This window comes from Pseudomonas sp. GQ91, from assembly GCF_059758795.1.
Genome location: NZ_JCAXED010000005.1, coordinates 285,605 through 312,602 on the forward strand (window position 1 = coordinate 285,605; position 26,998 = coordinate 312,602).

At 60.9% G+C, this 26,998-nt stretch carries 26 protein-coding genes; 20 read left to right on the top strand and 6 right to left on the bottom strand.

Going from position 1 to position 26,998, the window contains the following annotated elements; all coding sequences use genetic code 11:
- Positions 1-209 precede the first annotated feature (209 nt).
- Positions 210-2,657, top strand: coding sequence for a penicillin-binding protein 1A (locus tag AC6CIA_RS09820; protein ID WP_498311784.1), 2,448 nt, complete (start codon positions 210-212; stop codon positions 2,655-2,657).
- 193 nt (positions 2,658-2,850) lie between these two features.
- Here the strand turns inward: AC6CIA_RS09820 and AC6CIA_RS09825 are convergent, their stop codons facing one another.
- From AC6CIA_RS09825 to rpmE, 3 genes are all read right to left on the bottom strand, one after another.
- Positions 2,851-4,119 carry a malic enzyme-like NAD(P)-binding protein gene (locus AC6CIA_RS09825; protein ID WP_339529435.1) on the bottom strand — a complete coding sequence of 423 codons (1,269 nt, stop codon included), beginning with the start codon at positions 4,117-4,119 and terminating at the stop codon, positions 2,851-2,853.
- A 182-nt stretch (positions 4,120-4,301) separates the two neighbouring features.
- Complete coding sequence (locus AC6CIA_RS09830; RefSeq protein ID WP_498311704.1) at positions 4,302-5,120, bottom strand: thermonuclease family protein; 819 nt, start codon at positions 5,118-5,120, stop codon at positions 4,302-4,304.
- Between the two features lie 10 nt (positions 5,121-5,130).
- Positions 5,131-5,364: a 50S ribosomal protein L31 gene (rpmE, locus tag AC6CIA_RS09835; protein WP_028621753.1), complete on the bottom strand. Its 234-nt coding sequence runs from the start codon at positions 5,362-5,364 to the stop codon at positions 5,131-5,133.
- Positions 5,365-5,620: 256 nt separating this feature from the next.
- On the opposite strand from rpmE, the gene AC6CIA_RS09840 reads away from it, so the two are divergent.
- From AC6CIA_RS09840 to AC6CIA_RS09885, 10 genes are all read left to right on the top strand, one after another.
- On the top strand, positions 5,621-7,840 hold the full coding sequence (locus tag AC6CIA_RS09840; protein WP_498311705.1) for a primosomal protein N': 2,220 nt from the start codon (positions 5,621-5,623) through the stop codon (positions 7,838-7,840).
- A 442-nt stretch (positions 7,841-8,282) separates the two neighbouring features.
- Positions 8,283-10,019, top strand: a complete 1,737-nt coding sequence (gene argS, locus AC6CIA_RS09845; RefSeq protein ID WP_498311706.1) for an arginine--tRNA ligase — start codon at positions 8,283-8,285, stop codon at positions 10,017-10,019.
- A 1-nt stretch (position 10,020) separates the two neighbouring features.
- Positions 10,021-10,728 carry an SPOR domain-containing protein gene (locus tag AC6CIA_RS09850; RefSeq protein WP_339529431.1) on the top strand — a complete coding sequence of 236 codons (708 nt, stop codon included), beginning with the start codon at positions 10,021-10,023 and terminating at the stop codon, positions 10,726-10,728.
- A gap of 273 nt (positions 10,729-11,001) precedes the next feature.
- Positions 11,002-11,532, top strand: a complete 531-nt coding sequence (gene hslV / locus AC6CIA_RS09855) for an ATP-dependent protease subunit HslV (RefSeq protein WP_498311707.1) — start codon at positions 11,002-11,004, stop codon at positions 11,530-11,532.
- Between the two features lie 38 nt (positions 11,533-11,570).
- Entirely contained in the window at positions 11,571-12,908 is a 1,338-nt protein-coding gene (gene hslU / locus AC6CIA_RS09860) for an ATP-dependent protease ATPase subunit HslU (protein ID WP_339529429.1), read from the top strand.
- Between the two features lie 160 nt (positions 12,909-13,068).
- The gene (locus tag AC6CIA_RS09865; RefSeq protein WP_339529428.1) at positions 13,069-13,446 is read left to right on the top strand and encodes a gamma-butyrobetaine hydroxylase family protein; all 378 of its coding nucleotides are present in this window, start codon (positions 13,069-13,071) and stop codon (positions 13,444-13,446) included.
- Positions 13,447-13,695: 249 nt separating this feature from the next.
- Entirely contained in the window at positions 13,696-15,375 is a 1,680-nt protein-coding gene (gene phaC, locus AC6CIA_RS09870) for a class II poly(R)-hydroxyalkanoic acid synthase (protein WP_498311708.1), read from the top strand.
- 196 nt (positions 15,376-15,571) lie between these two features.
- Positions 15,572-16,417, top strand: a complete 846-nt coding sequence (gene phaZ / locus AC6CIA_RS09875) for a poly(3-hydroxyalkanoate) depolymerase (RefSeq protein ID WP_498311709.1) — start codon at positions 15,572-15,574, stop codon at positions 16,415-16,417.
- Positions 16,418-16,522: 105 nt separating this feature from the next.
- Positions 16,523-18,205 carry a class II poly(R)-hydroxyalkanoic acid synthase gene (phaC, locus tag AC6CIA_RS09880; RefSeq protein WP_498311710.1) on the top strand — a complete coding sequence of 561 codons (1,683 nt, stop codon included), beginning with the start codon at positions 16,523-16,525 and terminating at the stop codon, positions 18,203-18,205.
- Positions 18,206-18,237: 32 nt separating this feature from the next.
- On the top strand, positions 18,238-18,873 hold the full coding sequence (locus tag AC6CIA_RS09885; RefSeq protein ID WP_498311711.1) for a TetR/AcrR family transcriptional regulator: 636 nt from the start codon (positions 18,238-18,240) through the stop codon (positions 18,871-18,873).
- Between the two features lie 149 nt (positions 18,874-19,022).
- On the opposite strand, the gene AC6CIA_RS09890 is transcribed toward AC6CIA_RS09885, so the two are convergent.
- From AC6CIA_RS09890 to AC6CIA_RS09900, 3 genes are all read right to left on the bottom strand, one after another.
- Positions 19,023-19,988 carry a phasin family protein gene (locus tag AC6CIA_RS09890; RefSeq protein ID WP_498311712.1) on the bottom strand — a complete coding sequence of 322 codons (966 nt, stop codon included), beginning with the start codon at positions 19,986-19,988 and terminating at the stop codon, positions 19,023-19,025.
- A gap of 10 nt (positions 19,989-19,998) precedes the next feature.
- Positions 19,999-20,421 (bottom strand): phasin family protein, encoded by a 423-nt coding sequence (locus AC6CIA_RS09895; protein WP_498311713.1) that lies wholly within the window; start codon positions 20,419-20,421, stop codon positions 19,999-20,001.
- 139 nt (positions 20,422-20,560) lie between these two features.
- Complete coding sequence (locus tag AC6CIA_RS09900; RefSeq protein WP_339529421.1) at positions 20,561-20,836, bottom strand: polyhydroxyalkanoic acid system family protein; 276 nt, start codon at positions 20,834-20,836, stop codon at positions 20,561-20,563.
- Positions 20,837-20,980: 144 nt separating this feature from the next.
- On the opposite strand from AC6CIA_RS09900, the gene ubiE reads away from it, so the two are divergent.
- From ubiE to AC6CIA_RS09945, 9 genes are all read left to right on the top strand, one after another.
- On the top strand, positions 20,981-21,751 hold the full coding sequence (gene ubiE / locus AC6CIA_RS09905) for a bifunctional demethylmenaquinone methyltransferase/2-methoxy-6-polyprenyl-1,4-benzoquinol methylase UbiE (protein ID WP_339529420.1): 771 nt from the start codon (positions 20,981-20,983) through the stop codon (positions 21,749-21,751).
- Positions 21,751-22,374, top strand: a complete 624-nt coding sequence (locus tag AC6CIA_RS09910) for a ubiquinone biosynthesis accessory factor UbiJ (protein ID WP_498311714.1) — start codon at positions 21,751-21,753, stop codon at positions 22,372-22,374. Before ubiE ends, AC6CIA_RS09910 begins: the two co-directional genes overlap by 1 nt.
- Positions 22,371-23,975, top strand: a complete 1,605-nt coding sequence (gene ubiB, locus AC6CIA_RS09915) for a ubiquinone biosynthesis regulatory protein kinase UbiB (protein ID WP_498311715.1) — start codon at positions 22,371-22,373, stop codon at positions 23,973-23,975. Before AC6CIA_RS09910 ends, ubiB begins: the two co-directional genes overlap by 4 nt.
- 63 nt (positions 23,976-24,038) lie before the next feature.
- Entirely contained in the window at positions 24,039-24,431 is a 393-nt protein-coding gene (gene hisI, locus AC6CIA_RS09920; RefSeq protein ID WP_498311716.1) for a phosphoribosyl-AMP cyclohydrolase, read from the top strand.
- 2 nt (positions 24,432-24,433) lie between these two features.
- Positions 24,434-24,766: a phosphoribosyl-ATP diphosphatase gene (locus tag AC6CIA_RS09925; RefSeq protein ID WP_017478214.1), complete on the top strand. Its 333-nt coding sequence runs from the start codon at positions 24,434-24,436 to the stop codon at positions 24,764-24,766.
- Positions 24,767-24,793: 27 nt separating this feature from the next.
- Complete coding sequence (locus AC6CIA_RS09930) at positions 24,794-25,072, top strand: twin-arginine translocase TatA/TatE family subunit (RefSeq protein ID WP_339529416.1); 279 nt, start codon at positions 24,794-24,796, stop codon at positions 25,070-25,072.
- 10 nt (positions 25,073-25,082) lie between these two features.
- Positions 25,083-25,499, top strand: a complete 417-nt coding sequence (gene tatB / locus AC6CIA_RS09935) for a Sec-independent protein translocase protein TatB (protein WP_498311717.1) — start codon at positions 25,083-25,085, stop codon at positions 25,497-25,499.
- A complete protein-coding gene (gene tatC / locus AC6CIA_RS09940; protein ID WP_498311718.1) occupies positions 25,496-26,287 on the top strand; it encodes a twin-arginine translocase subunit TatC in 792 nt (263 codons plus the stop codon). The genes tatB and tatC overlap by 4 nt, the downstream gene beginning before the upstream one ends.
- Entirely contained in the window at positions 26,284-26,991 is a 708-nt protein-coding gene (locus AC6CIA_RS09945; protein WP_498311719.1) for a 16S rRNA (uracil(1498)-N(3))-methyltransferase, read from the top strand. Before tatC ends, AC6CIA_RS09945 begins: the two co-directional genes overlap by 4 nt.
- Positions 26,992-26,998 lie beyond the last annotated feature (7 nt).

A 26,998-nucleotide genomic window follows, 5' to 3' on the forward strand; every position in this document is an offset into this window, starting at 1 on the left:
AACGCTTTCCGTGTCTCAGGGTTGGTCAATACCTGGAAGATGCATTCGGTCGGCTTGGTTGCGCGGCGCTCATGACGTCCCAAGTCGAAAAATGCTTTAATGCCCAGCGTTTTTTTCCGCTTTTGTCTGCAGGTCGGGTGGTTCCATCGTTTGTCGTGCTTGCCCCCGACGCCTAACTCATTCTTTTCTCTGGAAATCCAAAAGCCTTGATTCGTCTGCTGAAGTTTTTCGGGTACTCCGTTGTCGCGATGGTTTGCGGGCTGCTGCTCGTGCTCAGCGGCGCCTATCTCTATCTTAGTCCGGGGTTGCCCTCGGTAGAGGCCCTGAGAAGCATCCAGTTGCAGATTCCTTTGCGGGTCTACAGCAGCGATGAAAAACTGATCGCGGAATTCGGCGAAATGCGCCGTACCCCGATCCGTTTTGCCGATATCCCCCCCAATTTCATCAACGCCCTGCTGTCGGCCGAAGACGATAACTTCGCCAACCACCACGGCGTAGACCCCAGCAGCCTGATCCGGGCAGCCACGCAGCTGATAAAAAGCGGACACATTCAGACGGGCGGCAGCACCATCACCATGCAGGTGGCGAAGAACTACTTCCTCACCAGTGAGCGCAGTTTTTCCCGCAAGGCCACGGAAATCCTCCTGGCGCTGCAGATCGAACGCCAGCTGACCAAGGATGAAATCCTTGAGCTGTACGTCAACAAGATCTATCTGGGCAACCGCGCCTACGGCATCGAAGCCGCCTCCCAGGTGTATTACGGCAAGTCGATTCGCGACGTCAGCCTGGCACAGATGGCGATGATTGCAGGCCTGCCCAAGGCCCCGTCGCGCTTTAACCCGCTGGCCAACCCGGCCCGCAGCAAGGAGCGTCGCGACTGGATCCTGGGGCGCATGTACAAGCTGGGCAAAATCGACCAGAACACCTACGAAACCGCCGTGGCGGAGCCATTGAACGCCAGCTATCACGTGCAGACACCCGAAGTGAGCGCGCCGTATATCGCTGAAATGGCTCGCGCGGAGATGGTCGGGCGTTATGGCAGCGAGGCCTACACCGAAGGTTTCCGCGTTACCACGACCATTCCGAGCAACTTGCAGGAAATCGCCAACAACGCAGTCCATGAAGGCCTGATCACCTATGATCAGCGCCATGGCTACCGCGGCCCCGAATCGCGCCTGCCGGGCAAAACCTTGAGTGCCTGGACCCTGGAGCTGGGCAAGCAGCGCCCGATCAGCGGTCTCGAGCCGGCCATCGTTACCCAAGTGAATAAAGATGGCCTCCAGGTACTGACCCGCAGTGGCGAAGCACACGTGGCCTGGGACACGATGAAGTGGGCACGTCCATTCTTGAACACCAACAGCATGGGCCCGGTGCCCAAGCAGGCGTCGGATGTGGCGCAGGTCGGCGACCTGATCCGCGTGCAACGCCAGGAAGATGACAGCCTGAAGTTCAGCCAGGTCCCGGTCGCCCAGGGCGCCCTGGTATCACTCGACCCGCAGAACGGTGCCATCCGCGCCCTGGTGGGCGGCTTTGCCTTCGAGCAAAGCAACTACAACCGTGCGATCCAGGCCAAGCGCCAACCGGGCTCCAGCTTCAAGCCCTTTATCTACAGCGCGGCCCTGGACAGTGGCTACACCGCCGCCAGCCTGGTCAACGATGCACCTATCGTGTTTGTCGATGAGTATCTGGATAAAGTCTGGCGACCAAAGAACGACACCAACACCTTCCTCGGCCCAATCCGGGTCCGTGAGGCGCTGTACAAGTCGCGCAACCTGGTCTCGATCCGCCTGCTGCAGGCGATGGGCGTGGGCAAGACCATCGATTACATGACCCGCTTTGGCTTCAACAAGCAGGATCTGCCGCCCAACCTGTCCCTGGCCCTGGGAACTGCAACCCTCACGCCGATGGAAATCGCCACCGGCTGGAGCGTTTTCGCCAACGGCGGCTACAAGGTCACGCCTTACCTGATCGACAAGATCGAGAGCCGCAACGGCGAGACACTGTTCGTCGCCAACCCGCCCAGCGTCCCCAACAGCACCGCCGCCAGCGACGGCCTGGCCGCGCCGGCCAACGATGGCATCACCATCGAGCCTGCGCCGGGCACGACGCCCACGGACACTGCCCCAGCCCCCGTTCCGCAAACACCTGCAGTCGCGGAGCAGGTTGTCGACGGTCGCACCGTCTATATCCTCAACAGCATTCTGCAAGACGTGATCAAACGCGGCACCGGACGTCGTGCCCTGGCCCTGGGTCGTACTGATCTTGCAGGCAAGACCGGCACCACCAACGAGTCCAAGGATGCATGGTTCTCCGGTTATAACGCTGATTACATCACCACCGTCTGGACCGGTTATGACCAGCCGGAAAGCCTGGGTCGGCGGGAGTATGGCGGAACCGTCGCACTGCCGATCTGGATGAGCTACATGGGCGCGGCCCTCAAGGACAAACCGACCCACAACTTGCCTGAGCCCGAAGGCATCCTGAGCTTGCGGATTGATCCAATCAGTGGCCGAACCGCGGTACCAGGCACGCCGAACGCCTACTTCGAACTGTTCAAGAGCGAAGACACACCGCCGTCGATCAGCGAGCTGGGCAACGGCGTTGCGCCGGGCAGTCCATTGCCGGCCGACGAAGCGGCGCCGATTGATTTGTTCTGACGCAGAACCAAGGTGGGAGCGGGCTTGCTCGCGAATGCAGAGTTGAAATCACCAGATTCATTGACTGACACTCCGCATTCGCGAGCAAGCCCGCTCCCACACTTAGATCTCTACAAGGCTCAAGCGGATCGCCAGATAACAAAAAGCCCCGACTCGCGAGAGTCGGGGCTTTTTCTTGGTGCGCTACAAGGGCTTAGCCGTTGAACACATCATCCACGCTTTGCAGCGGGTAGTGCTTCGGATACGGCAGGGTCGCCACACCCGTCTCGATCGCGGCTTTGGCCACGGCATCGGAGATCAGGGTGATCAGACGCTTATCCATAGGTTTCGGAATGATGTACTCACGACCGAACTCCAACTTGGCGCCGCCGTAAGCGTCGCACACGTCCTGAGGTACCGGCAGCTTGGCCAGTTCACGCAGGGCGTTGGCGGCCGCCACTTTCATTTCTTCGTTGATGCGCTTGGCGCGAACATCCAGGGCACCCCGGAAGATGAACGGGAAGCCCAGCACGTTGTTGACCTGGTTCGGGTAGTCCGAACGACCGGTGGCCATGATCACGTCGCTACGGGTGGCATGCGCCAGCTCCGGCGAGATTTCAGGATCAGGGTTGGAGCAGGCAAACACGATCGGGTTCGGCGCCATGGACTTCAGGCCTTCGGCGCTCAACAGGTTCGGGCCGGACAGGCCGACGAACACGTCAGCACCGTCCAGCGCTTCAGCCAGGGTACGCTTGGAGGACGGATGGGCAAACATCGCCTTGTACTGGTTCAGATCGGTACGCTCGGACTGGATCACGCCCTTGCTGTCGACCATGTAGATGTTTTCCAGCTTGGCGCCCATGCTGATGATCAGCTTCATGCAGGAGATGGCTGCAGCGCCAGCGCCGAGGCAGACGATCTTCGCGTCAGCCAGGGTCTTGCCGGCAATTTCCAGGGCGTTGATCATGCCGGCCGCGGTAACGATCGCGGTACCGTGCTGGTCATCGTGGAATACCGGGATGTCGCATTGTTCGATCAGGGCCTTTTCGATCTCGAAGCACTCGGGTGCCTTGATGTCTTCCAGGTTGATGCCACCAAAGGTGATGGAAATGCGTTTTACGGTGTCGATGAAAGCCTGCGGGCTTTCGGAGTCAACTTCGATGTCGAATACGTCGATGCCGGCGAAGCGCTTGAACAGCACGCCCTTGCCTTCCATGACCGGCTTGGAAGCCAATGGCCCGAGGTTGCCCAGACCGAGAATCGCGGTGCCATCGGAAATGACTGCAACCAGATTGCCCTTGCCGGTGTATTTGTAGGCCAGCTCGGGATCGCGGGCGATTTCGCGCACAGGCTCTGCTACACCGGGGCTGTACGCCAGCGACAGGTCGCGCGCGGTAGCAGTGGCTTTGGTGAGCTCGACACTCAGCTTTCCTGGACGAGGATGGGCGTGATATTCGAGAGCGGCAGTTTTCAAATCAGACATATCGGCATTCCGCTTTTTACTGTTAGACGACGGACCGCCGAGGATACGCGTGTCGCAAAGTCCCTACAAGACTGGGCAGTCACAGGTGTCAAGAGCCCCGCCCTACGACTTTTGGCCAAGAGCCACGGCCCGCAAGGGCTTAACTGTTCACAATCAACTGAAAAAATGTCTACAATTTTTTCTCAGGGCGCCAGTTGCAACATGCCAGGATCGGTCAAGGGCAGCAGCCAGCGAGCCTGACCGTTTTTCAAACCACCGCGTCGTGAACGGTCCAACACCCAGCCCCGGGCCTCGATATTCTGGCCCTGCAGGCGCTTGAGCGAGGCGCTGTCGAATTGTTTCAGCAGATTGGGTGCAATTCGCAATACCAGCGAGTCCTGCAATTCGATCCAGATTCCGCCACGATTGCGTTCGACCTTGCTCACTCGACCACTGACCAGCGCGAAGCCGGAACGCTTGATCTGCGTAACCTTTTGCACCGGCGACTGCCGCCACAGCCCCACTCGGGCCTGCCGAGCGCTGCGCTCGGCAGCCTGCTGGCAGGCAACCAGATCGACATTAGGCGCGACCGCCACCAGAAAACCCAGGCCTTCGGCGAGTAACCGGGCCTCCATATTGGCACCGCTGGCGTCATAAAGGTGCGCCAGGGTCCGCCCGTAGCGGTCCTTGCGCTCACGCCCGAGGACCATGCCCACGCGACCGTCGCTGGCGTCAACCAGCGCTTGCAAGCGCTGGCGCGCGGCCACGGCGAAAGGCTCGTCGGAACGGCCTTTCTTGCCGGTTTCCGGGGCGTTGACACCGATCATCCGCACACTGCGGCCGTCTGTCAGGCGCACGGTGTCGCCATCCACCACCCGCTGGACCTTGAAGGTGTCGATGGCGGCCGGCGCCGGGCAAAACACCTCGGCCTGGACGGGCACCAGCCAAGTCGCGGACACAAAGAAGGCGCCCGCAAGGGACGCCTTCTTTACCAACGAAGAAAAGCCGCGCAGGCTTTTCACGTGGTGTGCCTTACTCAGCTGCAGCAGGAGCTTTAGCTTTACCGAAAGCACCGAAACGGTCAGCGAAGCGCTGTACACGACCGCCAGTATCCAGAGTCTTCTGCTTACCGGTGTAGAACGGGTGGCACTCGTTGCATACGTCAGTACCCAGTGGCTTGCACAGGTTCGAACGGGTTTCGAACTTGTTACCGCAGCTGCAGGTTACTTCGATGGTTTCGTACGCTGGATGGATATCGGCTTTCATGGTGTATTCCTCGGGGCTAGCGTGCCGCCACTCAACACTATTGTCGAATACCGCACGTAATTAGGCCGCGGATTCTACCAGACCTTTTTAAACGCGCAAGCCGCGCGACCGCCCCTTTCATCAGAAAACCGCACGATAATTGCGGCGCAGACCGCCTCTCGCGGGAACCGCACCGGCCATCAGAGGCGGGACACCTCCACCACCGGTCTGCTAGGCTCGCGACCTTCTTCACCTCCTGCTGACGAGAATTTCACGCGTGCCCGACGCCATTTTGCGCCTCGCCCTGCCTTCGCCCCTGCGCCGCCTGTTCGATTACCGGGCGCCGGCCGGCGTATTGCGCTCGCAATTGGCGCCGGGGATGCGCGTGCGGGTGCCGTTCGGTCGCCGCGAGATGATCGGCATCCTGGTGGAAATCGCCGACCACAGCGAAGTGCCCGCCGAAAAGCTCAAGCCAGCCCTGGCCCTGCTGGACACCACGCCGCCGCTGCCGCCAGCGCTGTTCAAGCTGTGCCTGTGGACGTCGCAGTATTACCAGCACAGCCTGGGCGACACCCTGAGCTGGGCGCTGCCGGTGCTGTTGCGCCAGGGCGAGCTGGCCGAAGCGCGCCAGGAACGCTTCTGGTCAATCGCCCCCGGTGCACGCCTCGACGACCCGCGCATCGCCCGCGCCCCGCGTCAACGTGAAGCCCTGGCCACCCTGGCGCAACACCCCCACGGCGTGGCCCACCAGCTCTTGAGCAAGCTGATGCTGAGCAAGGACAGCCTCGACCTGTTGCTGGCCAAGGACCTGGTGCAAGTGGAGGTGCGCCGACACGCGCCCGGCGAGCGCCATGAACACTGGCTGGCCCAGCCGGAACTGCCGCTTAACCCGGAGCAGCGCGCCGCCTTCGAGGCCATCAGCGCGGGCGCCGACAGTTTTCATGCGTTCCTGCTGGCCGGCGTGACCGGCAGCGGCAAGACCGAAGTCTATTTGCAGTTGATCCGCGAAACCCTGGAAGCCGGCAAACAGGCATTGGTGCTGATCCCCGAGATCAACCTCGGCCCGCAGACCTTGGCGCGCTTCGAACAGCGCTTCAATGCGCGGATCGCCCTGGTGCACTCGGCGGTCAACGACCGCGAGCGCCTGGACTCGTGGCTGGCGGCGCGCGACGGCGAGGCCGATATCATTATCGGCACCCGCTCGGCGCTGTTCACGCCGATGAAGAACCCGGGCCTGATCATCATCGACGAAGAACACGACGGTTCCTATAAACAGCAGGAAGGTCTGCGCTATCACGCCCGCGACCTGGCCCTGGTACGGGCGCGCCAGGAAAATATCCCGATCGTGCTGGGCTCGGCGACACCCTCGCTGGAAAGCCTGCACAACGCCCACACCGGACGTTACGGCCTGCTGCACCTGAAGGAGCGCGCCGGTGGCGCCAAGCAACCGCGTTTCCTGCGCCTGGACGTAAAAAGCCGCCCGCTGGACAGCGGCATTTCCGGACCGATGCAACAAGCCATCGGCCAGACTCTCGCCGCCGGCCAGCAAGTCCTGGTGTTCCTCAACCGCCGGGGCTTCGCGCCGACGTTGCTGTGCCATGACTGCGGCTGGATGTCAGAGTGCAACCGCTGCGATGCACGGATGACCGTGCACCAACGTTCCGGCGAGTTGCGCTGCCATCATTGCGGCCATGTTGAACGGGTGCCGCGCCATTGCCCGCAGTGTGGCAAGGTCGACTTGCGCCCGGTTGGCGCGGGCACCGAGCGCGCCGAAGAGCGGCTGGGGATCTTGTTCCCCGACTATCCGGTACTGCGCGTGGACCGCGACAGTACATCGCGCAAGGACGCGATGAATCAATTGTTCGCGACGATCCAGAAAGGCCAGCCGTGCATTCTGGTAGGCACGCAGATGCTTGCCAAAGGGCATCACTTTCCACGGGTGACACTGGTGTCGATCCTGGATGCCGACGGCGGGCTGTTCTCCGGGGACTTTCGGGCCAGTGAACGCATGGCGCAATTGATCGTCCAGGTCGCCGGCCGTGCAGGACGTGCGGAAGAGCCCGGCAAAGTGATCATCCAGACCCACCTGGCGGATCATCCACTGTTGATCCAATTGACCGAGCAAGGCTACTTCGCCTTCGCCGAGCAGGCCTTGAGCGAACGCCGCTCCGCTGGCCTGCCGCCGTTTGCGCACCTTGCCCTGTTGCGCGCCGAGGCCCATAAACCAGGGCAGGCCGAGGGTTTTCTGGATCAGGCCTGCAGCGAGGCGGAACGCTTGCTGGGTGAACTGGGGCTGACCGGCATCGAGTTGCTGGGCCCTGTGCCGGCACCGATGGAGCGGCGTGCCGGACGTTATCGCGCGCAGCTACTCTTGCAAGCGAGCGCCCGGGCGCCGCTGCATCGCCTGTTAAGTAGCTGGTTGCTTGCGCTGGAGCAAATGCCCAGCGGTCGCCAGGTGCGATGGTCGCTGGATGTGGACCCGGTAGATTTGTATTGATCGCCCCACTGTAGAAGCTAATGCTGTTCAGTTAAGAGTGTCCCATCCCTGTGGCGAGGGGGCTTGTCCCGTTGGGCTGCGTAGCAGCCCCAAGACCAGCCGCTGAGGAGTGTCTGATACACCGCATTTCTCTTTATTGGGGCTGCTGCGCAGCCCAACGGGACAAGCCCCCTCGCCACAGGAGACTTTCAGCCTTAATTGAACGGCATTGCACTGTAGAAGCGGGCTTGCCCGCGAAAAGCCCCAGGGCGCCGCGTTAACTCAGTAAACCAGGGTTATCGTTGACGATTTTCGCGGGCAAGCCCGCTTCTACAGGGAGCAGGGTCATCTTTAAAGGCTCCACAGGTCCGGAACGGTTGGCAAGCCCGCCCTCGCAACGGATAATGTCCAGTTTTTCCACCTGCGCATCGCGCGCCGCCGCTTGCGGTCGACAGAGAACACCATGAAAGACACCATTCGCCAGCTGATCCAACAAGCCATCACCCAACTCGTCAACGAAGGTGTGTTGCCTGAAGGCCTGACGCCGGCGATCCAGGTGGAAAATACCCGCGACAAGACCCACGGCGACTTCGCCAGCAACATCGCGATGATGCTGGCCAAGCCCGCGGGCATGAAACCGCGCGACCTGGCGGAAAAAATCATCGCCGCATTGCCTGCCGACCCACAAGTCAGCAAGGCTGAAATCGCCGGCCCGGGCTTTATCAATATCTTCCAGAACACCCAGGCCCTGGCCGCGCGCCTCGACACCGCGCTGGCCGATGCGAACATCGGCGCGCGCAAGGCCGGCAGCACCCAGCGCGTGGTCATTGACCTGTCCGCCCCCAACCTGGCCAAGGAAATGCACGTCGGCCACTTGCGGTCGACCATCATCGGTGACGGCGTGGCGCGAGTCCTGGAGTTTCTCGGTGACACCGTGATCCGTCAGAACCACGTGGGCGACTGGGGCACCCAGTTCGGCATGCTGATGGCGTACCTGCAGGAAAACCCGATCACCAGCAACGAGTTGTCGGATCTGGAAAATTTCTACCGCGCCGCCAAAAAGCGTTTCGACGAATCCGAAGAGTTCGCCGACCGCGCCCGCGGCCTGGTGGTCAAGCTGCAAGCCGGCGACGCCGAGTGCCTGGCACTGTGGAACCGCTTCCGGGACATTTCCCTGTCCCACTGCCAGGAAATCTACGAACTGCTGAACGTCAAGCTGAGCATGGCCGACGTAATGGGCGAAAGCGCCTACAACGACGACCTGATCAACGTGGTCAACGACCTCAAGGCCAAAGGCCTGTTGGTAGAAAGCAACGGCGCCCAGTGCGTGTTCCTCGAAGAATTCAAGACCGCCGACGGCGAACCGCTGCCGGTGATCATCGTCAAGGCCGACGGCGGCTACCTGTACGCCACCACCGACCTGGCGGCCGTGCGCTACCGCAGCGGCGTGCTGAAAGCCGATCGCGCCCTGTACTTTGTCGATCAGCGCCAGGCCCTGCACTTCCAGCAAGTGTTCGAAGTGGCGCGCCGCGCCGGCTTCGTCACTCACCCGATGCACATGGAACACATGGGTTTCGGCACCATGAACGGCGCCGACGGTCGTCCGTTCAAGACCCGCGACGGCGGCACCGTAAAGCTGATTGACCTGCTGAACGAAGCCCAGGAGCGCGCCTACAACCTGGTGAAGGAAAAGAACCCGGAGCTGGCCGAGGCCGACCTGCGCAACATCGCCCGCGTGGTGGGGATTGGCGCGGTGAAATACGCCGACCTGTCGAAGCACCGCACCAGCGACTACAGCTTCAACTTCGAACTGATGCTCAACTTCGAGGGCAACACCGCGCCCTACCTGCTGTACGCCTACACCCGCGTGGCGGGCGTGTTCCGCAAGCTGGGCAAGGATTTCAGCGAGGTCGAAGGCCAGATCATTCTTCAAGCGCCCCACGAACAGGAACTGGCGGCCAAGCTGGCGCAGTTCGGTGAGGTGCTCAACAGTGTGGGCGAGAAAGGCACGCCGCATATTCTGTGCACTTACCTGTACGAAGTCGCCGGGTTGTTCTCCAGCTTCTACGAAAACTGCCCGATCCTGAGCGCTGAAGACGAGGCGCAAAAGCAAAGTCGCCTGCGCCTCGCCGCGCTGGCTGGACGGACCCTCAAGCAAGGCCTGGAATTGTTGGGCCTGGAAACTCTGGAGCGTATGTAAGTTGGCTGCCAAGAAAAAACCTGCACCCAAGCGCGGCGCCAGCCGCTACCAGGCACCGGCAAAAAAACCGATCCCGGGCTGGATGTGGCTGGTCATCGGCTTGACGGTCGGCGCGTTCATCGTGTTCCTGATGAAGCTCGAGCCGGGCCAGGGCGATGACGTCAAGCGGGTCAAGCAGGAACAGCGCAAGGCCAAGATCGCCGAAGCCAACAAGACCCCACCAAGTCCGACAGCACCGGTGAAGCCCAAGTATGACTTCTACACGCTGCTGCCGGAGTCGGAAGTCATCGTGCCGCAGGACGCCGTGCCGGAGAAAACCCTGCCCACGCCGCAAGTGCCGGTAGTACCGACGACACCGGTCACCCCGGCGGAAGCTGCGAAGATCGACACCGCGCGCGCCCAGGCCGCGCTGGCCGGGATCACTCCGCCGCCGGCACCGCCCGTCGCCACCACCAAGGCGGCCCCGGTGACCAAGTTCTTCCTGCAGGCGGGCTCTTTCCCCAAGCAGGCGGATGCGGATCGGGTACGGGCGCAGATCATCCTGCTGGGGCAGTCGGTGACGGTAGAGTCGGGGACGGTCAAGGAGGCGACCTGGTATCGCGTGCTGGTGGGTCCGTTCAGCAACCGTGAACAGCTGACCGTAGCCCAGAAACAGTTGGCCGGCGCCGGCTTCAACAACTTGTTGCTACAACAACGCCAGAGCCGCTGATCCCCAGCCAGCGCGGGAAAAAATGTGGGAGCGGCGGTGCGACGATTCGACTTGCTCGCGAATTGCGGTAGATCAGTCAGTATTTTCGGCGACTGACACACCGCTTTCGCGAGCAAGCCCGCTCCCACATTGGATCTGCATCGATCTCAAGACTAGGTCCGACACATAAACGCCACTCGTCTACACTGCCGTCCTACGCTTGAAATCATCGCCATTACCCCCATATCTGTTTCCATCAGGGCATTTTCGCCCCCCAGCGTGGAGACTCTCCCCTTGACCACCATCGTTTCAGTTCGTCGCCACGGCAAAGTCGTCATGGGCGGCGACGGCCAGGTTTCCCTTGGCAATACCGTGATGAAAGGCAACGCGAAAAAAGTGCGTCGCCTGTACCACGGCCAGGTCCTCGCCGGCTTTGCAGGTGCCACCGCTGACGCCTTCACCCTTTTCGAGCGATTCGAAGGCCAACTGGAGAAGCACCAGGGGCATCTGGTTCGCGCTGCCGTCGAACTCGCCAAAGAATGGCGCACCGACCGCTCCCTCAGTCGCCTGGAAGCCATGCTCGCGGTCGCCAACAAAGACGCCTCGCTGATCATTACCGGTAACGGCGATGTTGTAGAACCCGAACAAGGTTTGATCGCCATGGGCTCCGGCGGCGGCTACGCTCAAGCGGCAGCCAGCGCCTTGCTGAAGAAAACCGAGCTGTCGGCACGAGAAATCGTCGAGACAGCCCTCGGTATCGCCGGCGACATCTGCGTCTTCACCAACCATAACCTGACCATTGAGGAGCAGGACCTCGCGGAATAAGCCGTCGGCTTTTTCCTGCTTGAGGACCGCACACCATTATGTCCATGACTCCCCGCGAAATCGTCCATGAACTCGATCGCCATATCATCGGCCAGGACGATGCCAAACGCGCCGTCGCCATCGCCTTGCGTAACCGCTGGCGCCGGATGCAACTGCCCGAAGAACTGCGCGTCGAAGTAACCCCAAAAAACATCCTGATGATCGGTCCTACAGGCGTCGGTAAAACCGAGATCGCCCGTCGCCTGGCCAAACTGGCCAATGCGCCGTTCATCAAGGTCGAAGCGACCAAGTTCACCGAAGTCGGCTACGTCGGCCGTGACGTCGAATCGATCATCCGTGACCTGGCCGACGCCGCGCTGAAACTGCTGCGCGAACAGGAAATGACCAAGGTCAGCCATCGCGCCGAAGACGCCGCCGAAGAACGCATCCTCGACGCGCTGCTGCCACCGGCACGCATGGGCTTCAACGAAGACTCGGCACAGAGCCAGGACTCCAACACGCGCCAGCTGTTCCGCAAGCGCCTGCGTGAAGGCCAGTTGGACGACAAGGAAATCGAGATCGAAGTCGCCGAAGTCTCTGGCGTCGATATTTCCGCGCCACCTGGCATGGAAGAAATGACCAGCCAGTTGCAGAATCTGTTCGCCAACATGGGCAAGGGCAAGAAGAAAAGCCGCAAGCTCAAGGTCAAGGAAGCACTGAAACTGGTACGTGACGAAGAAGCCGGCCGCCTGGTCAATGAGGAAGAACTCAAGGCCAAGGCCCTGGAAGCGGTCGAGCAGCACGGCATTGTGTTTATCGACGAGATCGACAAGGTCGCCAAGCGCGGCAATTCCGGCGGTGTCGATGTATCCCGCGAAGGCGTGCAGCGCGACCTGCTGCCGCTGATCGAGGGCTGCACCGTCAATACCAAGCTGGGCATGGTCAAGACTGACCACATCCTGTTTATCGCCTCGGGTGCGTTCCACCTGAGCAAGCCAAGCGACCTGGTACCGGAGCTGCAAGGCCGCCTGCCGATTCGCGTGGAGCTCAAGGCGCTGACGCCGGGTGACTTCGAGCGCATCCTCAGCGAGCCGCACGCGTCGCTGACCGAGCAGTATCGCGAACTGCTGGGAACCGAGGGCCTGGGCATCGAGTTCCAGGCGGATGGCATCAAGCGCTTGGCCGAGATCGCCTGGCAGGTCAACGAAAAGACCGAGAATATCGGTGCCCGTCGCCTGCACACCTTGCTTGAGCGCTTGCTCGAGGAAGTCTCCTTCAGCGCGGGCGACATGGCGGGCGCGCAGAACGGCGAGACGATCAAGATCGACGCCGAGTACGTCAACAGCCACCTGGGCGAATTGGCCCAGAACGAAGACCTGTCTCGTTATATCCTGTAGGCCTCACGCAGGACCGCTTTGCTCTGAGGTGGGAGCGGGCCTGTTTGCGAGTCGGGTGAATCAGTCAATACCTGTGGGACTGATACACTGCATTCGCGAGCAAGCCTGCTCCCACAGTGTTGAGCCGGTTCCTTCAGGATCATCTCTGGGCGGTTACCCAATGTCTAAGCTTCCTACCGCGATAAACCTGCACAAAGCCTCCAAAACCCTGTCGCTGACCTACGGGCCGGACGAGGTCTATCACCTGCCCGCCGAATTTCTGCGCGTGCATTCCCCCTCCGCCGAGGTCCAGGGCCACGGCAAACCGATCCTGCAATTCGGCAAGCTGAATGTCGGCTTGAGCAAGATCGAGCCCGCCGGACAGTACGCACTGAAATTGACCTTCGACGACGGTCATGACAGCGGATTGTTCACCTGGGATTACCTCTATCAGCTTGCCGTGCGTCAGGACGCTCTGTGGGCCGATTATCTTGCCGAACTCAAGTCAGCCGGAAAAACCCGCGACCCGAACGAGTCGGTCGTCAGGCTGATGCTCTAACTCAAGCCTCTTGCTCATTAGTAGGCATTTTCTAATTTCATCTGCTTGAATGCCCCGTCGTGTGGCCAACGAATGGCCCGCTTGCGAAAAAAATTAAACTCGGGTAACCAATGGAACTGGCAAGTTCCCTGCATTTGACGATGCGGTATCAACGGTCACCCGAGCAGCAGTACCAGGCTGGTGTTGTGCGCCGACACGTGGTGCGCAGCGGTACCCGGTACTCGTCTTTCGGACAATGGAGCGTCGTAGATGAGTAACAAGAACAACGATGACTTGAAACGTCAGGCCTCGGAAAACACCCTCGGGCTGAACCCGATCATCGCGTTACGGAAAAAGGATTTACTGGCTTCTGCTCGCATGGTGCTGACCCAGGCCATCAAGCAACCGTTGCACAGCGTCAAGCATGTCGCGCATTTTGGCGTTGAATTGAAGAACGTGGTGTTCGGCAAATCCGAACTTGCGCCCGAGAGCGATGACCGTCGCTTCAACGACCCGGCGTGGAGCCAGAACCCGCTTTACAAACGCTATCTGCAGACCTATCTGGCATGGCGCAAGGAACTGCACGACTGGATCGGTGACAGCAATCTGTCAGAGCAGGACATCAGCCGCGGGCACTTCGTTATCAATCTGATGACCGAAGCCATGGCCCCGTCCAACAGCGCCGCCAACCCCGCCGCCGTCAAACGCTTCTTCGAAACCGGCGGCAAGAGCCTGCTGGATGGCCTGTCGCACCTGGCCAAGGACATGGTCCAGAACGGCGGCATGCCGAGTCAGGTCAACATGGACGCCTTTGAGGTGGGCAAGAGCCTGGGCACCAGCGAGGGCGCCGTGGTGTTTCGCAACGATGTGCTGGAGCTGATCCAGTACAAGCCGATCACTGAACAGGTGCATGAACGCCCGTTGCTGGTGGTGCCGCCGCAGATCAACAAATTCTATGTCTTTGACCTGAGCCCGGATAAAAGCCTCGCGCGTTTCTGCCTGCGCAATAACCAGCAGACGTTTATCGTCAGTTGGCGCAACCCCACCAAGGCGCAGCGCGAGTGGGGCTTGTCGACCTATATCGAGGCGCTGAAGGAAGCGGTCGACGTGGTGACGGCGATTACCGGCAGCAAGGACGTCAACATGCTCGGCGCCTGCTCCGGCGGCATCACCTGCACCGCCCTGCTCGGCCACTACGCCGCGCTGGGGGAGAAAAAAGTCCACGCGCTGACGTTGTTGGTGAGCGTGCTCGACACCACCCTGGACACTCAAGTGGCGCTGTTCGTCGACGAACAGACCCTGGAAGCGGCCAAGCGTCACTCTTATCAAGCGGGTGTGCTGGAAGGTCGTGACATGGCCAAGGTGTTTGCCTGGATGCGCCCGAATGACCTGATCTGGAATTACTGGGTCAACAACTACCTGCTGGGCAACGAGCCTCCCGTCTTCGATATTCTATTCTGGAACAACGACACCACCCGCTTGCCCGCCGCCTTTCACGGCGACCTGATCGAACTGTTCAAAAATAACCCGCTGGTACGCCCGAACGCCCTGGAAGTGTGCGGCACTCCCATCGACCTCAAGCAGGTGACCGCCGACATTTACTCACTGGCCGGCACCAACGACCACATCACGCCATGGCAGTCGTGCTACAAGTCGGCGCAACTGTTTGGCGGCAAGGTCGAATTCGTGCTGTCCAGCAGCGGACATATTCAAAGCATCCTCAACCCGCCCGGCAACCCGAAAGCGCGTTACCAGACCAGCGAAAGCATGGCGCAGAAGGCCTTGGACTGGCAGGAGAACGCCACCAAGCACACCGACTCCTGGTGGCTGCACTGGCAGGCGTGGCTGGCGGATCGCGCGGGCAAATTGAAAAAGGCTCCGGCCAGCTTGGGTAACAAAGCCCATGCAGCCGCGGAGGCTGCACCAGGCACATACGTTCACGAACGGTAACGCATACACTTTTGTGTGATTGAAATGAGATCAAGTGTAGGAGTTCGGTCAAGGTGGGAGCGGGCTTGCTCGCGATGGCATCAACTCGGCATGACCGATACATCGTGCCGCTTGCATCGCGAGCAAGCCCGCTCCCACCTTGACTGAGTTCCCACACTGAGCGAATTCCAGCTGTAACACTTCACAGGGTTTGAGCATGCCGCAACCGTTTATCTTCCGTACCATCGATCTGGATGGCCAGACCATCCGCACGGCGGTACGACCGGGTAAGCCTCACTTGACCCCGCTGCTGATTTTCAACGGCATCGGCGCCAACCTCGAGCTGGTGTTTCCGTTCGTCCAGGCGCTGGATCCGGACCTGGAAGTGATTGCTTTCGATGTTCCGGGTGTCGGTGGTTCTTCGACCCCGAACCGGCCCTATCGCTTTCCCGGCCTGGCCAAGCTCACCGCGCGCATGCTCGATTACCTGGACTATGGCCAGGTAAATGCCGTCGGGGTGTCCTGGGGCGGCGCCTTGGCGCAGCAGTTTGCCTACGATTACCCGGAACGCTGCAAGAAGCTGATTCTCGCGGCTACGGCAGCCGGGGCGTTCATGGTGCCCGGCAAGCCGAAGGTGCTGTGGCTGATGGCAAGCCCCCGGCGCTATATCCAGCCGTCCCACGTGGTGCGCATTGCGCCGATGATCTATGGCGGCTCGTTCCGTCGGGACTCGAAGCTGGCGGCCGAACACGCGAGCAAAGTACGCTCGGCCGGCAAGCTGGGCTATTACTGGCAACTGTTCGCCGGGCTGGGCTGGACCAGCATTCACTGGCTGCACAAGATCAAGCAACCGACCCTGGTGCTGGCCGGCGACGACGACCCGCTGATCCCGCTGGTCAACATGCGCATGCTGGCTTGGCGCATTCCCAACGCGCAATTGCACATCATCGACGACGGTCACCTGTTCCTGATCACCCGGGCCGAAGCGGTAGCACCAATCATCATGAAGTTTCTCCAGGAAGAACGCCTGCGTGCGGTGATCCACCCGCACCCAGCCCTGTAGCACCAAGGACGTGAGCGCGAGCAGGCAAACGCGCAACCTGGCCAGAACCGACTATGGTTCTGAATTGGCGTGCCTGATGGTGAATTGACGAAGGAGTGTTGACTCATGCGTGACCGATCCGTGACCACCCCGGCGCCCACACCCGCCGCGTTCGTCAATGCCCGAAGCGCAATCACCGGCCTGCGCGGTCGGGATCTGCTATCGACCCTGCGCAGCGTCGCGGCCCATAGCCTGCGTAACCCGCTGCACAGTGCCAGGCACGCGGTGGCGCTCGGCGGCCAGCTGGGGCGCGTGCTGCTGGGAGAAACCATGCATGAGCCCAATCCCCACGACGGCCGCTTTGCCGACCCGACCTGGCGGCTCAACCCGTTTTATCGACGCAGCCTGCAAGCCTATCTAAGCTGGCAGACACAGACCAGACACTGGATCGATGACAGCACCCTGAGCGAGGACGACCGCGCACGCGCACATTTTGCCTTTTCGCTGCTGAATGACGCGGTGTCGCCATCCAACACCTTGCTCAACCCCTTGGCGATCAAGGAACTGCTCAATTCCGGCGGCCAAAGCGTGGTGCGGGGCGCGAGCAATCTGCTCGACGACTTGCTGCACAACCATGGCTTGCCGCGCCAAGTCACCAAGCAGGCTTTCGAGGTCGGCAAGACGGTGGCCACGACGCCAGGCTCGGTGGTCTTTCGCAATGAGTTGCTGGAGCTGATCCAGTACAAGCCCATGAGCGAAAAACAGTACGCCAAGCCACTGCTGGTGGTGCCACCGCAAATCAACAAGTACTACATTTTCGACCTGAGCCCGACCAACAGTTTCGTCCAATACGCCCTAAAAAACGGACTGCAGGTGTTTATGCTCAGTTGGCGCAACCCGGACGTGCGCCACCGCGAATGGGGGCTGTCCAGCTATGTGGCGGCGCTTGAGGAAGCGCTGAACATTTGCCGGGCGATCACCGGCGCCCGCGAGGTCAATCTGATGGGCGCGTGCGCCGGCGGCCTGACTATCGCGGCGCTGCAAGGTCATCTGCAAGCCAAACGACAACTGCGGCGCGTCTCCAGCGCGACTTACCTGGTGAGCCTGCTGGACAGTCAGATCGACAGTCCGGCCACATTGTTTGTCGATGAGCAAACCCTGGAGGCGGCCAAGCGGCGCTCCTACCAGGAAGGCGTGCTGGACGGTCGGGACATGGCCAGGGTGTTCGCCTGGATGCGCCCCAATGACCTGATCTGGAACTACTGGATCAATAACTACTTGCTGGGCAAGGAGCCACCGGCCTTCGACATTCTGTACTGGAACAACGACAACACCCGCTTGCCGGCGGCCTTGCATGGCGACCTGCTGGATTTCTTCAAGCACAACCCGCTGAGCCATCCCGGCGGCCTGGAGGTCTGCGGCACGCCTGTGGACCTGCAAAAAGTCACGGTGGACAGTTTCAGCGTGGCCGGGATCAATGACCATATCACCCCGTGGGATGCGGTCTATCGATCGAGCCTGCTGCTGGGTGGCGACAAGCGCTTCGTGCTGTCCAACAGCGGGCACATCCAAAGCATTCTCAACCCGCCGGGCAACCCCAAGGCCAACTTCGTCGAAAACCCGAAACTGAGCAGCGACCCGCGCGCCTGGTACTACGACGCCAGTCATATCGAAGGCAGTTGGTGGCCGCAGTGGCTGGAGTGGATCCAGCAACGCTCGGGCACCCAGCGCGAGACCCTGACCGCCCTGGGCAACCAGAACTACCCCCCGATGGAACCGGCGCCTGGCACTTACGTGCGGGTCCGCTGACCCCTTGGCGCATCGATCACTAAGAAGACTGGATGAAAACCCGCGACCGAATTCTTGAATGTGCCCTGCAGTTGTTCAACCACAAGGGCGAGCCAAATGTTTCAACCCTGGAAGTGGCCAATGAACTGGGGATCAGCCCCGGCAACCTCTACTACCATTTCCACGGCAAGGAGCCTCTGGTGCTCGGGCTGTTCGAGCGCTTCCAGGCAGAGTTGGCGCCGCTGCTCGACCCGCCGCCGGACGTACAATTGGCGCCCGAGGATTATTGGCTGTTTCTGCATTTGATTGTCGAGCGCATGGCGCACTATCGGTTTCTGTTCCAGGACCTGTCGAACCTGGCCGGACGCCTGCCCAAGCTGGCCAAGGGGATTCGCCATTTGCTGACCGCGTTGAAGCGCACACTGGCGTCGCTGTTGGCCCGACTCAAAACCGCGGGACAGTTGGTCAGCGATACCCAGGCATTGGGACAACTGGTGGAGCAGATCACCATGACCCTGCTGTTTTCCCTGGATTACCAACGGATTCTCGATCGTCAGGGTGAGGTGCGGGTAGCGGTGTACCAGGTCATGATGCTGGTGGCGCCGCACCTGCTGATGCCGGCCAGGCAAGCGACCGAAAAATTTGCGCTGCGTTATCTGGATGACGCGAATCCCGGCGACTTGTCTTGAGCGTGAGCTTGCGTAGATAGCGTCTTGAGTCTTGCCGAGCAACGATCTTACGCGTGCTGGGCGGGTATCCAAGCCGGACGCCGCGGGTATGACGCCGAATAAAAAACGCCCGACCTTTAAAGGCCGGGCGTTTTTTATGTCCCGTGAAATCAGGACTGACTGGTAGGCGTCGGGGTTGCCGGCGTTGCAGTCGAGGTAGCTGCCGGCGTCGGCGCGGTGGCCGAGTTGATTGTTGGCGCCGGGGCTGCAGGCTTGGCGGCAACGGCTGGTTTTGGAGCGGCAGGTTTTTTCGCGACGGCTGGTTTCTTTGCCACGGCAGGTTTTGCCGCAGGCTTGGTTGCAGCGGGCTTGGCGGCTGGTTTCGCAGCGGCCGGTTTAGCAGCCGGTTTCGCGGCGGCTGGCTTGCTAGCTGGCTTGGCGGCTGCGGTTTTTGCTGCTGGTTTGGCAGCGGCTTTGGCGGCCACTGGCTTCTTGGCGGCAGGCTTGGCTGCCGGTTTGGCGGCTGCGGTTTTGACCGCTGGCTTGGCTGCGGGTTTTGCTGCGGTCTTGGCTGGCGCCTTGGCCGCGGGTTTGGCCGCCGGCTTGGCGGCAGCCTTGACCAGAGGCTTGGCCGCAGTTTTAGTGGCGGGTTTGGCCGCCGCGGTTTTTGCCGCAGGCTTGGCAGCAGGTTTTGCTGCTGCTTTGGTCGCCACAGGCGCCACTTTGGCACCGGTCAGTTTTTCGATTTGCTTGGTCAGCGTATCGACTTTGCTGTGCAGCGCCTTCACTTCATTGCGGCTAGGTACGCCCAGGCGCGAGATCGCACTGTTCAGGCGTTTGTCGAGAGCACCTTCCAGTTCACCCCAAGTGCCGAGCACCTGTTTTTTTGCATCACTGATACGTGACTTGGCGGAGCTGGCATTCGCCTTGGCGGCCTCGACTTGTTTATCGACTGTGCTCTTGGTCAACTTCTCGGCTTTCTCGCCGTCCTTAACCAACGTCTCGAAGTATTTGCCGCCGTCACTGCTGACCTTCGAGTACACGCCTAAACCAGCAAGCCAGATCTTGCGGGAGTATTTTTCAACTTCCCCGATCCACGAGCTGCCTTCTTTTTCAGTATTCTTTTTACCAGCCATCCCGTTCTCCTTAATGTTTACGCGCGACGCGTTCAAGCAATGCCGTCAGCTCATCGAGCTTAGCAGAGAGTGTCTCAACGTCATGTTTAGCCGCAATACCGATGCGATTCAAGGCACTTGCAACACGGCTATCAAAGGCGCGCTCGACTTTATCCAACTGCACCTCGACTTTGCCTTTGACGCTGGAGAGGTTGCTCTTGACGTAATCAAGCTGACTGTTGGCCGCATCAAGTTGTTGGTTCACAACTTTTTTGCTTTTACTTTCAACATCTTGGCCGGTCTTTACGAGTTCCTTGAAGTACTCGCTGCCTTCGCTGCCGACCTTCGCGTACGCCCCCAAACCCGCCAGCCAGATCTTGTGGGCATAGGATTTAACATCGCTGAACGGGTTAATCCGGGTGTCGATTTTTTTCTTCAACATAACGTTGGCCATGCTGCACCTCACGTATAAACGGGTAGAGGAACTGCCCACAGGAGTTGAGGGCTGGGTACAAAGTAAGGAGAAAAATTAGAATCGGCACCCTAACAACGCTGGACGATTGCCGGTCGTGCGCAGGATCACACGGCGCTGATCAGGCCAGCGCCTTATCCAGGGCTTTCTCGATTTCGGACTTGATGGTGCCACTCATGGCCGACATCAACAGGCCCAGTTCCACCTCGACCCGCAATGAATCTTCAGCGACTTTCACCGTGCCTTTAACTCCGGAACGCCTAAGGTTCAATGTATCGCCAGTCCAGGACGGCTCCAGGCCATATTGATCCTTGAGTTTGATCGCCAACTTCTCGGCCTTCGCCCTGGCAGCTTCTTTCCCCAGGGTATGGGCACGTTCGATCTGTATCCGGGCCATTGGAATGACTCCTCATTCAAGAGATGTGTTGACCGCCCATGCGGCAAAAGGTCTCGGTGGCCGTCTATCTTACCTTCAGCCTTGCCAAGACAAAGCAGGCCTTGGGGATTATCATGTCCCGCATTCTCTTTTGGTGACAGCGATATGACTGATCAGCGCAAAGGCAGCGATGCCGAACCCACCACTCACTTCGGCTTCAAGAACGTCCCGGAAAGCCAGAAAGCGGAAAAGGTCGCTGAGGTGTTCCACTCCGTGGCCGCCAAGTACGACCTGATGAACGACGTGCTGTCCGGCGGCATGCACCGCCTGTGGAAGCGGTTCACCATCGAGTTGTCAGGCGTGCGCGTCGGCAACCGCGTGCTGGATATCGCTGGCGGCACCGGTGACCTGGCCGCCAAGTTTTCCCAGCTGGTAGGCCCGACCGGTCAAGTGGTGTTGGCCGACATCAACGGTTCCATGCTCAAGGTCGGTCGCGACCGCCTGCTGGATAAAGGAGTGGCCGGCAACATTGAGTTCGTCCAGGCCGATGCCGAAAAGCTGCCGTTCCCCGACAACCATTTCGATTGCGTGACCATCGCCTTCGGCCTGCGCAACGTCACCCACAAGGAAGACGCCCTGCGCTCGATGTTGCGCGTACTGAAGCCGGGCGGTCGTCTGCTGGTGCTGGAGTTCTCCAAGCCGACCAACGCGCTGATGTCCAAGGTCTACGACACCTACTCGTTCGCCTTCATGCCGTTGATGGGCAAGCTGATCACCAATGACGCCGAAAGCTATCGCTACCTGGCCGAATCGATCCGCATGCACCCCGACCAGGAAACCCTGAAATCGATGATGGTGGAGGCCGGTTTCGACCGGGTGACCTACCATAACATGACCTCGGGCATCGTCGCCCTGCACCGCGGCATCAAGCCCTGATGCTGCTGCAAGGCCTTCTCGCCAGCGTCGAACACGGCATCAACCGTGTCCTGCGCCTGGACAGCACCGCCCTGGCGCGACTGGCGCACTTGAACGGCAAGATCATTGCCGTCGACTGCACACGTCCTGCCCTGCAGCTGTATATCCTGCCCAGCGATGAAGGCCTGTTGCTGGCGGCCCACTGGGCCGCCGATGCCGACTGCACCTTGCGCGCACCGGCCGCGAGCCTGCTGCGCCTGGCCTTGAGCCAAGACAAGACGGCAATCCTGCACGGCCCGGACGTGACGCTCGAAGGCGACAGCGCGGTCCTGATGGACCTGGCCGCGGTGTTGCAAGACCTCGACCTGGACTGGGAATACGAACTGTCGCGCTGGCTCGGTCCGGTGGCCACGCACCTGCTCAGTGGCCACCTGCGCAGCCGCGCGCGCTGGTACCAGCAGGGTTTCGCCAGCCTGAACCAGAACCTCGCCGAATACCTCAGCGAAGAATCGCGCACCCTCGTCGGACAACGGGAAGCCGAAGCGCGCTTTCGTGAAATCGACCAGGCCAAACTCGACCTTGAACGACTTGAGGCGCGCTTCGAGCGCCTGAGTCGCTCCCTTGATCCAAGCGATAACGCATGAAGCTGCTCGCCGTCCGCCGTTTGTTTCGTATCCAGCGCGTGGTCATCCGCTACCGCCTCGATGACCTGCTGTTCGCCTTGCCCTTGCCCTGGTTCCTGCTGGCGGTGCGCTATGTGCTGCCGTGGCGCTGGTTTCCGCGCAAGAGCCTCGAACTGAGCCGTGGCGCACGCCTGCGCCTGGCCTTGCAGGACCTGGGACCGATCTTCATCAAGTTCGGACAAATCCTGTCCACTCGCCGCGATTTACTGCCCGAAGACATCGCCGACGAGTTGATGCTGTTGCAGGACCGCGTACCGCCATTTGATTCACAACAGTCGGTGAAGCTGATCGAAGAACAGCTGGGCAAGAAGATCAGCGAAGTCTTCAGCCGCTTCGATATCGCGCCCCTGGCCTCGGCCTCGGTGGCCCAGGTGCATGCCGCGCAACTCAAGACCGGCGAAGAAGTCGTGGTCAAGGTGATTCGTCCCGGGCTCAAGCCGATCATCGGCCAGGACCTGGCGTGGCTGTTTATCCTCGCTCGCGCCGCCGAGCGCTTCTCCGCCGATGCGCGCCTGCTGCACCCGGTAGACGTGGTCGCCGACTACGAAAAAACCATCTACGACGAACTCGACCTGTTGCGCGAGGCGGCCAACGCCAGCCAGCTCAAGCGCAACTTCGAAGGCTCGCCGCTGCTCTACGTGCCACAAGTCTATTGGGATTGGTGCCGGCCGAAAGTGCTGGTGATGGAGCGCATCTATGGCGTTCAGGTGACCGACCTGGCGACCCTGGCCGACCAGCGCACCGACATGAAAATGCTCGCCGAACGGGGTGTGGAAATTTTCTTCACCCAGGTGTTCCGCGACAGTTTCTTCCACGCCGACATGCACCCCGGCAACATCTTTGTCAGCACCGTCAACCCGTGGAGCCCGCAGTACATTGCCATCGACTGCGGCATCGTCGGCAGCCTCACGCCGGAGGACCAGGACTACCTGGCGCGCAACCTGTTTGCCTTCTTCAAGCGCGATTACCGCCGCGTGGCGCAGTTACACATCGATTCGGGCTGGGTGCCGGCAGAAACCAAGCTCAACGAATTCGAAGCGGCGATCCGCACCGTCTGCGAACCGATCTTCGAAAAACCGCTGAAAGATATTTCCTTCGGCCAAGTGCTGATGCGCCTGTTCCAGACCGCGCGACGCTTCAATATGGAAGTCCAGCCGCAACTGGTGCTGCTGCAGAAAACACTGCTCAACATCGAAGGCCTGGGCCGCCAGCTGTATCCGGACCTGGATTTGTGGAACACCGCACAACCGTTCCTCGAGCGCTGGATGCGCGAGCGGGTCAGCCCGAAAACCCTGCTGGGCAACCTGCAGAGCCAGGTCGAGCAATTGCCGCACCTGGCCAACATGACCCGCGACTTGCTTGAGCGCATGTCCCAACCCCACGCCAAGGACCCGCCCGCGCCGTGGCACGAGCGCAAGGACGACTGGTTCCTGCGTCTGCTGGGTGCGGCACACTTGGGCGGCGGCGCGGTGCTCGCGGCCGGTGGACCGCTACAGGACCTGGGCCATTGGCCAGCGGGGATCATGATCGCCGTCGGCCTGTATCTGGTCGTGCGCCGATAGCCCGTCCGGTTATACACTGTGTTCATTGCCGTTGCGGGTAGCGCACGGCTGTCGGAGTCGAAGATGAAAGACTGGCTGGACGAGATCAAGTGGGACAGTGACGGCCTGGTGCCGGCCATTGCCCAGGACCACGAGACCGGGCGCATACTGATGATGGCCTGGATGAACCGCGAAGCCTTGAGCCTGACCGCCGCCGAGCAGCGCGCCATCTATTGGTCACGTTCGCGTGGCAAACTGTGGCGCAAGGGCGAAGAGTCCGGGCACGTGCAGAAGCTGCATGAGATGCGCCTCGACTGCGACGCCGACGTGATCATCCTGATGGTCGAGCAGATTGGCCACATCGCTTGTCACACCGGCCGTCACAGCTGCTTCTACCGGGTGTTCGAGAACGGTGAATGGAAAACCGTCGAGCCCGTCCTCAAAGACCCGCACGCTATCTATTCGGCAGGACACTGAACATGACCGATACACTCAACCGCCTGGCCCAGGTGTTGGAAGACCGCAAAGGCGCGGCCGCCGACAGCTCCTATGTGGCCAGCCTGTATCACAAGGGCTTGAACAAGATTCTCGAGAAGCTCGGCGAAGAATCCGTCGAGACCATCATTGCAGCCAAGGACGCACAAATCAGCGGCGACTGCAGCGATGTGATCTACGAAACCGCCGACTTGTGGTTCCACAGTCTGGTCATGCTCGCCCAACTGGGGCAGCATCCACAGGCCGTGCTTGATGAACTGGACCGTCGCTTCGGCTTGTCCGGGCACGCCGAAAAGGCCTCGCGCCCGTCCGCCTGAATAACTTTTTGACAGAGGAATTGCAGCATGGGCATTTTTGACTGGAAACACTGGGTCGTTATTCTCATCGTGGTTGTCCTGGTGTTCGGTACCAAAAAACTGAAAAACCTCGGCACCGACGTCGGCGAGTCCATCAAGGGCTTTCGCAAAGCCATGAACGATGACGAAAAGCCGGCCGATAACGTCGCCAATCCGGTTCCGCCGGCGCAGCCTGTGCATCCGCAGGCCACTCAGCCGATCACTGAACGTCGCACCTTCGACGTGCAGGCCGAGAAAGTCGAAGAGCCGACCCGCAAAGACTCGTGAGCACTGACTAATGTTTGGTATCAGCTTCACTGAACTGCTGCTCGTCGGCCTCGTTGCGCTGTTGGTGCTGGGGCCGGAGCGCCTGCCCGGGGCAGCACGTACGGCCGGCCTGTGGATCGGGCGCCTGAAACGCAGTTTCAACGCGATCAAACAGGAAGTTGAACGGGAAATAGGCGCCGACGAGATTCGTCGGCAGCTGCACAACGAACATATCCTGTCCCTGGAGCAGGACGCGCGGAAAATCCTCGCGCCCCAGCAGCAGGCGCCCGCACCGGTCGAGCCGGTGGCCGAACCGAGCGTCGCGCCCGTGACCGAGACCGCTCCCGCCGCCACGCCCGCGCCCGCCGCGGTCCCGACAGAACCCGCGCCGACGCCCACCGCGTCGCCCGCGCCCCACGACCCTACATTGCCGCCGCGAGCCCCATGAGCGCTGATAAACCGGAAAACGACCAGCACATGCCGCTGGTCTCGCACCTCACCGAGTTGCGCACCCGCCTGCTGCGCTGTGTCGCGGCGATCTTCGTGATCTTTGCCGGGCTGTTTGCCTTTACCCAGCAGATCTACACCTTCGTCTCGACGCCGCTGCGCGAATACCTGCCGGCAGGCGCGACGATGATCGCCACCGACGTGTCCTCGCCGTTCCTCACGCCGTTGAAGCTGACGATGATGGTCTCGCTGTTCCTGGCGATCCCGGTGATCCTGCACCAGGTCTGGGGCTTTATCGCGCCGGGGCTGTACAAGCACGAAAAACGCATCGCGGTGCCGCTGTTGGTGTCGAGCATCATGCTGTTCTACACCGGCATGGCCTTCGCCTACTTCCTGGTGTTCCCGCTGATCTTCAAGTTCTTCGCCGCCGCTACGCCGGCCGGCGTGGAAATGATGACCGATATCACCAGCTACCTCGATTTCGTGATGACGCTGTTCTTCGCCTTCGGCGTAGCCTTCGAGATCCCGGTGGCCGTGGTGCTGCTGGTGTGGATCGGCGTGGTTGACGTCAAATACCTGCGCAAGATCCGTCCGTACGTGATCATCGGCTGCTTTGTGGTCGGGATGATCCTGACGCCGCCGGACATCTTCTCGCAAACCCTGTTGGCCGTACCGATGTGGATGCTGTTCGAAATCGGCATCCTGTTTGGCAGCCTGGTGAGCAAGCGCGGCGAACGCCCGGATGAGCAACCCGCCGACGACGACCAGCCGCCAGCCACGCAACCGTGAACCTGCTGCTGCTGGAACAGGCCGACTTTATCGAGGCTGACCGGGTGGTCCTGCGTGATCGGCGCCTGGTGCACATGCAGGAAGTCCACCGCGCCGCTGTCGGCGACAGCCTGCGCGTCGGGCGGATTGACGGGCTGATGGGCAACGCCGAACTGCTGCGCCTGGATGCCGGCGAAGCGGAACTGCAGATTTCCCTCGATCAGCCGCCACCCGCCAAATTGCCGCTGACCCTGTTGCTGGCCCTGCCTCGGCCAAAAATGCTGCGCAGGGTCCTGCAAACCGTGGCGGCCATGGGCGTGCCGCGGGTGGTGCTGGTCAATAGTTACCGGGTCGAAAAGAGCTTCTGGCAGACACCGTTTCTCGAACCCGAAGCGATCCGTGAGCAACTGATCCTCGGCCTGGAACAGGCCCGCGACACGGTATTGCCCGAAATCATCATCGAAAAACGCTTCAAGCCGTTTGTCGAAGACCGCTTGCCGGCCCTCACCCAGGGAACACTCGGCCTGATCGGTCATCCCGGCAATTACCCACCGTGCCCACGCGGTCTGGATGAACCGGTGACCCTGGCCATCGGCCCGGAAGGCGGCTGGATCCCTTACGAAGTGGACTTGCTGACCAACGCCGGTTTGCAGCCAGTGCAATTGGGTGCGCGGATCCTGCGGGTCGAAACCGCCGTCACCGCCTTGCTCGCCCGCCTGTTCTGACCCCCTC